5 protein-coding genes are annotated in these 7,838 nt (G+C 66.0%); 4 read left to right on the top strand and 1 reads right to left on the bottom strand.

The features are described 5' to 3' along the window. Positions 1–117 (top strand): 16S rRNA (uracil(1498)-N(3))-methyltransferase (locus D180_RS23160; RefSeq protein ID WP_198526587.1); only part of this gene is annotated, 117 nt, incomplete at its 5' end. A 158-nt stretch (positions 118–275) separates the two neighbouring features. Here the strand turns inward: D180_RS23160 and D180_RS20320 are convergent. Continuing rightward, positions 276–1,298, bottom strand: coding sequence for a glucokinase family protein (locus D180_RS20320; RefSeq protein ID WP_043091452.1), 1,023 nt, complete (start codon positions 1,296–1,298; stop codon positions 276–278). Between the two features lie 872 nt (positions 1,299–2,170). Between D180_RS20320 and D180_RS20315 the strand changes: the two genes are divergently transcribed. The 3 genes from D180_RS20315 (at position 2,171) to D180_RS20305 (ending at position 7,677) form a co-directional block, all read left to right on the top strand. Then, positions 2,171–4,831, top strand: coding sequence for a TonB-dependent receptor (locus D180_RS20315; protein WP_026144664.1), 2,661 nt, complete (start codon positions 2,171–2,173; stop codon positions 4,829–4,831). A gap of 99 nt (positions 4,832–4,930) precedes the next feature. Continuing rightward, positions 4,931–6,625 (top strand): alpha-L-fucosidase, encoded by a 1,695-nt coding sequence (locus tag D180_RS20310; RefSeq protein ID WP_017914212.1) that lies wholly within the window; start codon positions 4,931–4,933, stop codon positions 6,623–6,625. Further along, a complete protein-coding gene (locus D180_RS20305; protein ID WP_017914211.1) occupies positions 6,625–7,677 on the top strand; it encodes a glycosyl hydrolase family 18 protein in 1,053 nt (350 codons plus the stop codon). Before D180_RS20310 ends, D180_RS20305 begins: the two co-directional genes overlap by 1 nt. The last annotated feature ends 161 nt before the right edge of the window (positions 7,678–7,838 follow it).

The following is a 7,838-nucleotide window of genomic DNA, read 5'->3' as shown; positions in this document are numbered from 1 at the left end:
GCCACGCTGGAGGCGGCCGGCTTCGTCGGCCTGCGCCTGGGGCCGCGCATCCTGCGCACCGAAACCGCCGGCCTGGCCGCGATCGCGGCGCTGCAGGCGCATCACGGCGACCTGTGAGTTCAGGCAGGCGATGACGCTGCAGACAGCGGCGCCGCAACGCAGGCGCCGCAGGCATGGGACATACATATGTGTCGACGCGCTACGGCACGCCAGGCGCGCCGCGCCGGCGTTGCGGGACGCCACCCGTCGGCGCGGCCACCGCCGCGCCGGGCCGCTCAGTGGCGCTGCTGCAGGAACCAGTTCGCCGCGCCGATCACCCCGAGCTGGCCATGCTCGACCAGCTTTACTGGGATCTGCTCCAGCGCAGGACGCATCGCGCCCTTGTTCAAGTAGCGCTCGACGAAGCTGCTGGCGGACAGGAACGCGCCGATCTGCGGCAGGAAGCCGCCGGCCAGATAGATGCCACCCTGCACGCCGTACAGCAGCGCCATGTCGCCGACCACGCTGCCGAGCAGGCCGCAGAACGCGGACAGTGCCTCGTGCGCGAGCGGATCGTCGCCGGCCAGTGCAGCCGCGGTGATGTCGCTCGGTGCGGCATGCGCAGGCGTGGCGCCACGCAGCTCGCACAGCACGCGATAGAGATTGAGCAGGCCCGGGCCGGACAGGAAATGCTCCATCGGCACATAGGAGCAATCGCGCAACAGCCGCTGCGCCAGCGCCAGTTCCAGATCGTTGCCGATCGGCAGCGCGGCATGGCCGGCCTCGGTGGCCAGCACCATGGCGCCGCCCTGGGTCGGAATCCACACCGCGGCGCCGAGACCGGTGCCCGGACCGATCACCAGCGCAGGCCCGCGCTGCGCCTTGCGCGGCCCGGTCAGATGCAGCACTTCGCTGGCGTCCATCGACGCGGCCGCATACGCCACCGCTTCGAAATCGTTGACCAGATGCAGTGCCTTCAGGCCCAGCCGCTCGCGAATTTCCGGCGGCGACAGCGTCCACGGCAGATTGGTGGTGATGACGCGACCATCTTCGAGCGCGTAACCGGCGCTGGCGATCACCCCACGGGTCGGCTTCGGCCCCTGCACCTGGCCCAGGAACTCGCCGATGATCTCGGCCAGACCGGGGTAATCGGCGCAGCGGTATTTGCGATAGTCCAGCACATCGACGGACGGCGCCGGGCCGGCACCGGCAGCGCGTGCGACCAGGCCGATCCGGACATGGGTTCCGCCGACATCGGCAGCAATGAAGGGCTCGGCGCGCGGCACGGCCGCTGCCACTGATGAACTGCTTGCGGACACATCTTCTCCCGTTACGCCAGAGCAGGCGCATGCCGATTCGGCAGATTGATCGATCGAGTGTCGGACCACCTTGACAACGTTGTCAAGGTGAATTTCACCCGTTTGTCGTTTTGTCTTCACCACTGCGACTTCATCGGCCGGATCGCCCGGCCGTTCGAGTGGTCGATCGCATGGCGCGTTGCATGGGTGAACATCCGTCGCAAAATTTCGCCGCATTGCACAAATTTCTGCCACACGCCCGGCCAACCGGCAGCGCCTGCCACACCAGGGCCTCGCGGCCAACGCAGGCCCGTTGCACCCATCCGCGGGCATGTTTTCTTTTGTAGACAAGCACCTAGGAGACGCGGCGGAAGGGCCGCGAAAGCCTCCGGAAAGATGCCGCGGCGAGCCTTGCTTGCATTCGTCAAAACCACGTGAAACGGGTGTTGACAACGCTGTCAGCGCTACGACAGACTCGGCTCACACAAGTTTTACAACTTCAAGACATGCCACGTTCAGGGGATTCAGACACAGCGACGCATCGCCGCTCCTCCCGCGCCAAGTGGCAGGACGCGCGCTGACGCTGCGACCGGCATCCCCGAACCGACGAAACCACGCCCCGAGCCGGGCCGGACGCAGCGGCGTCCGGATCAGGCGACAAGGTGCACTGCTGTATTGCTGGACTTGGTTGTTACCTGCAGGAACACAGGAAGGACTGGCGCCCTCGATGCCGCCGGTTGGCTACTTCCGCGTCAGCGACCGGACGACGCGCATCGAGATGCGATCCGCGCAGCGCCACCAGGCGCGGCGCCATCCACAAGGCCGGGCAGCGGCCAGCACGCCGGAACATCGGTTGCACCTCATGCCCAAGTACTCACCCAGAGGTTTAGCCAATGAATAGCCGCACCACTACCTTAGCCCTCAGCATCATGGCCGCGCTGTACCTGTCCGGTAACGCCGCCGCGCAGGAAGCGCCCGCTTCCGCCAACGCGGATTCCAAGAACGTCCAGCAGCTGGATGCCATCACCGTCACCGGTTACCGCGCCTCGCTCGAGAAGAGCCAGTCGGTGAAGCGCTCGGCCAACTCCATCGTCGATGCGATCAGCGCCGAGGACATCGGCAAGTTCCCGGACACCAATGCCGCCGAGTCGCTGGCGCACCTGCCGGGCATCAGCGTGGACCGCCAGTTCGGCGAAGGCGAGAAGGTCAGCATCAACGGCACCGACCCGGCGCTGAACCGCGTGCTGCTCAATGGCCAGACCATCGCCTCGGGCGACTGGGGCGGCAACCCGACCGACACCAGCGGCCGCACCTTCAACTACACCCTGCTGTCGCCGGAAATCATCGGCCTGATGGAGGTCTACAAGACCCCGGAAGCCCGCATCGACGAAGGCTCGATCGGCGGCACCGTGATCGTGCACACCCGCAAGCCGCTGGACCTGCCGAAGAACACCATCCGCGGCTCGATCGGCTACAACTACAACGACCGTTCGGAAGAAGGCAATCCGCGCGGCTCGGCGCTGTGGAGCTGGAAGAACGACGACGAGACCTTCGGCGCGTTGATCTCCGCCACCCACGACAAGCAGGATCTGTCGCGCGCCGGCATCGAGTTCTTCGGCTACAACACCGGCGCCGGCATCCCGCCGACCGCGCGCATCTCCGGCGACGGCGGTAACGTCGCGACCGCCAAGATCCCGGTGGGCATCAATAGCGCCTTCTTCCAGCAGACCCGCGAGCGCAACGGCCTGCAGGGCGCGCTGCAGTGGAAGCCGAACGATCAGAACGAGTTCAACCTGACCGGCATCTACATCAAGGGCAAGTACAACAACTTCAGCGAATCGCGCTACGTCTGCCCGGGCTGCGGCGACCAGGACAAGATCACCAGCGCGACCGTGCAGAACGGCTACATCACCCAGGCCACGGTCACCGATGGCGCCGGCAACGGCAAGCAGCCGTATGCGCAGTTGGACACCAACTACCGCGAAAGCACCGTCACCACCAAGAGCCTGAATCTGCGCCACGACTTCTACGGCGACAAGTGGGTGTTCACCTCGCAGGTCGGCACCACCGAGGCCACCGGCGGCAAGAACCCCGAATACCTGATGAAGTTCCTGCTGAAGGACGGTGGCTACAACTTCGGTTACGACGGCAGCCACACCGACGTCAACTACGACAACGCCAGTGCCGCCAACTGGGGTCTGGTCGGTTCGCCGGCCGGCCTGGCGCCCGGTTCCACTGCCGCTTCGGCGATGCAGGCCGGCGGCATCTACTACGCCAAGAGCACGGACAAGGAGAAGTACTTCCAGTTCGACGCCGCCCGCGATCTGGACTGGGGCCCGCTGAACAAGCTGCAGCTCGGCTACAAGTACATCAACCACGACAACGGCGTCGACGCCCGCGGCAACCGCATCAACACCACCAATGCGATTTCGCTGACCGACTTCAGCCCCGGCACCACCCCGAGCGGTCTGTACGACGGCCTGGGCGCCAGCGGCGACCTGACCAACTGGCCGACCGCCAACCTCAACTCGGTGATCAGCTACCTGCGCGGCCAGCCGCAGGGTCCGTACAACCGCGACTACGGCTCCTCGTTCGACGTCAAGGAAATCACCAGCGACCTGTACGCGCAGCTGAACTTCGAGTCCGGCGCGTGGCGCGGCAACCTGGGCGTGCGTTATGTCGACACCAAGGACAAGTCGCTGTACTGGCAGAGCGCCGATGGCGGCGCCACCTACAACCAGACCCAGGTGAGCAAGCAGTACTACAAGCCGCTGCCGAGCTTCAACCTGGCCTACGATCTGGATACCGACAAGGTGCTGCGCTTCTCCGTGGCCAAGGTGATGGCACGTCCGCGCTACGGCGACCTGGCCGGCTCGTTCACCATCAACAGCAGCAACGGCAACCTGACCGCCAGCGGCGGCAACCCGGACCTGAAGCCCTACGAGTCGACCAACTACGATCTGGCCGCCGAGTGGTACTTCGCCCCGTCCAGCATGCTGTCGGCGGAACTGTTCTATCGCGACATCAGCTCGTACATCGTCACCACCACCTCGCAGCAGCAGCTGACCGATGCGGTGAGCGGCGTGAGCGGCCTGTTCACGGTGACCTCGCCGATCAACGCCTCCGACGCCAAGGTCAAGGGCGCCTCGCTGAACTACCAGCAGGCCTTCGGCTACGGCTTCGGTCTGCAGGCGAACTACACCTACGCCACCGCCGACGCCAGCACCGGCCTGAACCTGCCGTACCTGTCGAAGAACACCTACAACGTGATCCCCTACTGGGAAAACGGTCCGTGGATGGTGCGCCTGAACTACAGCTACCGCTCCAAGTACTTCACCCAGGTCGGCCGCCTGAACTCGCAGGTGTTCACCGACGAGTACAAGCAGCTGGATCTGACCGCCTCGTACGAGATCAACGACTGGATGAGCGTGAGCTTCAGCGCGACCAACCTGCTCGACTCGACCTACTACTGGTACAACGAGGTCAAGTACGCGCCGATCGGCATGTACAAGAACGGCCGCGGCTACCAGGCGCAGCTGAACTTCAAGTTCTGATGTAGCACCGGCGCGCCACCGTCCCTCCACGGTGGCGCGCTTTTTCGTGTCCGGCGCGGCGGCGCCGGCATCGTCTTCTGCAACAAGGAGTGCCGTTCCATGACGACCGAGACCCGCCCCCGTGCGGACCGATCCCGCCACGCCGGAGCCGCACGCCAGACCCTGGCCAGCGCGCTGGCCCTCATGCTCGCGCTGACGGCCCTGCCCGCCGGCGCCGCGGATGCGCCGTCGCCGACCGCGCCCACCGCCACCACCCTCAGTCCGGAACAGATCGACCAGCAGTGGCTGCAGGCCACCGCCAAGTACGCGCCCGAACGCGCGCGGCTGGTGCGCGAAGCCAACGATGGCGCGCGCGGCGGACCGTTCCGACCCGACTGGACCTCGCTCAAGCAGTACCGCTCGCCGTCCTGGTACGACAACGCCAAGTTCGGCATCTTCATCCATTGGGGCGTGTTCTCGGTGCCGGCCTTCGGCAACGAGTGGTATTCGCGCAACATGTATCAGCAGGGCAGCAAGGACTACCTGCACCATCGGGAAACCTACGGCCCGCAGTCGCGCTTCGGCTACAAGGACCTGATCCCGCTGTTCACCGCGCCCAAGTTCGATCCGCAGGCCTGGGCCACCCTGTTCCGCGATGCCGGCGCCCGCTACGTGGTGCCGGTGGCCGAACACCACGACGGCTTCGCGATGTACGACTCGCAGCTGTCGGACTGGACCGCGGTGAAGATGGGTCCCAAGCGCGACGTGATCGGCGAGCTGTCCAAGGCGATCCGCGCACAGGGCCTGCATTTCGGCCTGTCCTCGCACCGCGCCGAGCACGACTGGTTCTTCGACGGCGGCCGCCAGTTCGACTCGGACGTCAACGACCCACGCTACGCCGGCCTGTACGGCCCGGCGCAGATCCGCCTGCCGGGCAAGGACGACGCCGACGTCACCAACGACTGGACCCCGGTGTCGCAGGCCTGGCTGGACGACTGGCTGGCGCGTACCACCGAGCTGATCGACCGCTACGACCCGGACCTGATCTATTTCGACTGGTGGATCGCGCACCCGACCTTCCGCGGCACCCTGCCGACCATGCTGTCGTACTACTACAACCACGGCGCAGACAAGGGCGGCGTGGTGGTGAACTACAAGCTCGGCGCCTTCCCCGAAGGTGCCGGCACGCTCGATATCGAGCGCGGCCAGCTCACCGGCATCCATCCCACGCACTGGCAGACCGACACCTCGGTCAGCAACGCCTCGTGGGGCTATGTCGAGAACGACACCTACAAGACGCCGACCTTCATCATCCACATGCTGGTGGACGTGGTCAGCAAGAACGGCAACCTGATGCTCAACATCGGCCCGCGCGCCGACGGCTCGATCCCGGACACCGAACGCACGATCCTGCTGTCGATCGGCAAGTGGCTCAAGACCAACGGCGAGGCGATCTACGACAGCACGCCGTGGCGCACCTACGGCGAAGGCCCGACCGAAGTGGTCGGCGGCACCTTCCAGGACACCAAGACCAAGCCGTACACGCCCGAGGATTTCCGCTTCACCACCGGCCACGGCGCGCTGTACGCGATCGAGCTGGGCTGGCCGGCCGACGGCCAGGCGCTGATCCGCTCGCTGAAGCCGGCCGATGGCGTGCGCGGCGTCACCCTGCTCGCCAACGGCAAGCCGGTGCCGTTCGAGCAACGCGCCGACGGCCTGCACCTGCGCCTGCCGGCCAAGCCGGTGGGCGAACACGCCTACGTGTTCCGCATCGACCTGTCCTCCCCCACTCCGCCAACGGATCCCTCCCGATGATGAAGCGTTTCGCAGGGCTGCTGTTCGCCCTCGCCCTGGCCTGCGGGCCGGCCATGGCCAAGAACCCGACTGCGCTGTTCTATCTGATGAACACGCAGAAATCGACCAATTCGTTCCTGGCCCACCTCGACAAGATCGACGTGGTGGTGCCGACCTGGTACGGCGTGGACCAGAGTGGCCTGGTCAACGGCACCCCGAACATGTACCTGTACGAGATCGCCAAGCAGCACAAGCTGCGGGTGATGCCGATCCTGTCGATGACCGCCGGCCGCGAGGGCTTCCACAAGCTGCTGCACGACGAGGACGCCAAGCAGCGCATGATCCAGGCGCTGCTGATCCACGGCCGCAAGCACGGCTACTACGGCTTCCAGTTCGATTTCGAGAGCATCGCCTGGACCGACCGCGACGCCTACTCGCTGATGGTCAAGCAGACCGCCGAGGCGCTGCACAAGGCCGGCTTCAAGCTGTCGGTGGCGGTGGTGCCGAACGCGCCTGGCTATGCCGAGGGCGGCGCCTTCGCCAAGTGGATGTGGGAGTACTGGCGCGGCGCCTACGACCTCAAGGCGCTGAGCGCCTCGGCCGACCTGATCAGCCTGATGACCTACGACCAGCACACCCGCTGGACCGCGCCCGGCCCGGTGGACGGCATGGTGTGGATGAAGAAGCACCTGGACTACGCGCTGACCCAGGTGCCGAAGGACAAGCTGTCGCTGGGCATCGCCACCTACGGCTACCGCTGGTACACCGGCAATCCGGTCAAGCCCGACGGCACCGAAGCCTCCAACATCACCGCCGACTACATCGATGCCGACGAATCGTTCCCGCTGGCGGAAGAGCAGCACGCCACCGTGCAATGGGACCCGGTGGAGCAGGAGTCGTGGTTCTACTTCTACCGCGACGACATGCGCGAATGGGTGTTCCGCCCGGATGCGCGCAGCTTCCGCGCCCGCTACGAGCTGACCAAGCAGTACGGTCTGGAAGGCTTCAGCTGCTGGGTGCTGGGCGCTGAAGATCCCAAGGTCTGGGACGAACTGCCGACCGCGGCGCGCTGAGCGGCCACACGACCGAGATGCGACACGGGGGGCACGCGGCGCGCAGCGAACGCGCCGCGCTCACCTCAGGCTACCTCACAGCCTCTACGATACGCATCTCGATCGCTTGAGGTAGACCGATGACTGCAGTGGGTGCACACCCCCGATTGCCGCACCGCCCG

Origin of the sequence: Xanthomonas sp. SHU 166 (assembly GCF_000364685.1) — a bacterium.
GTDB lineage: Bacteria > Pseudomonadota > Gammaproteobacteria > Xanthomonadales > Xanthomonadaceae > Xanthomonas_A > Xanthomonas_A sontii.
Note: the sequence above shows the minus strand (reverse complement) of the source record. Positions and strands in the feature narration are given on the sequence as shown.

Bases quoted from the DNA above. Each gene is read 5' to 3' on its own strand.
- D180_RS20315 (WP_026144664.1), top strand. From the start codon at position 2,171: ATGAATAGCCGCACCACTACCTTAGCCCTCAGCATCATGGCCGCGCTG.
- D180_RS20310 (WP_017914212.1), top strand. From the start codon at position 4,931: ATGACGACCGAGACCCGCCCCCGTGCGGACCGATCCCGCCACGCCGGA.
- D180_RS20305 (WP_017914211.1), top strand. From the start codon at position 6,625: ATGAAGCGTTTCGCAGGGCTGCTGTTCGCCCTCGCCCTGGCCTGCGGG.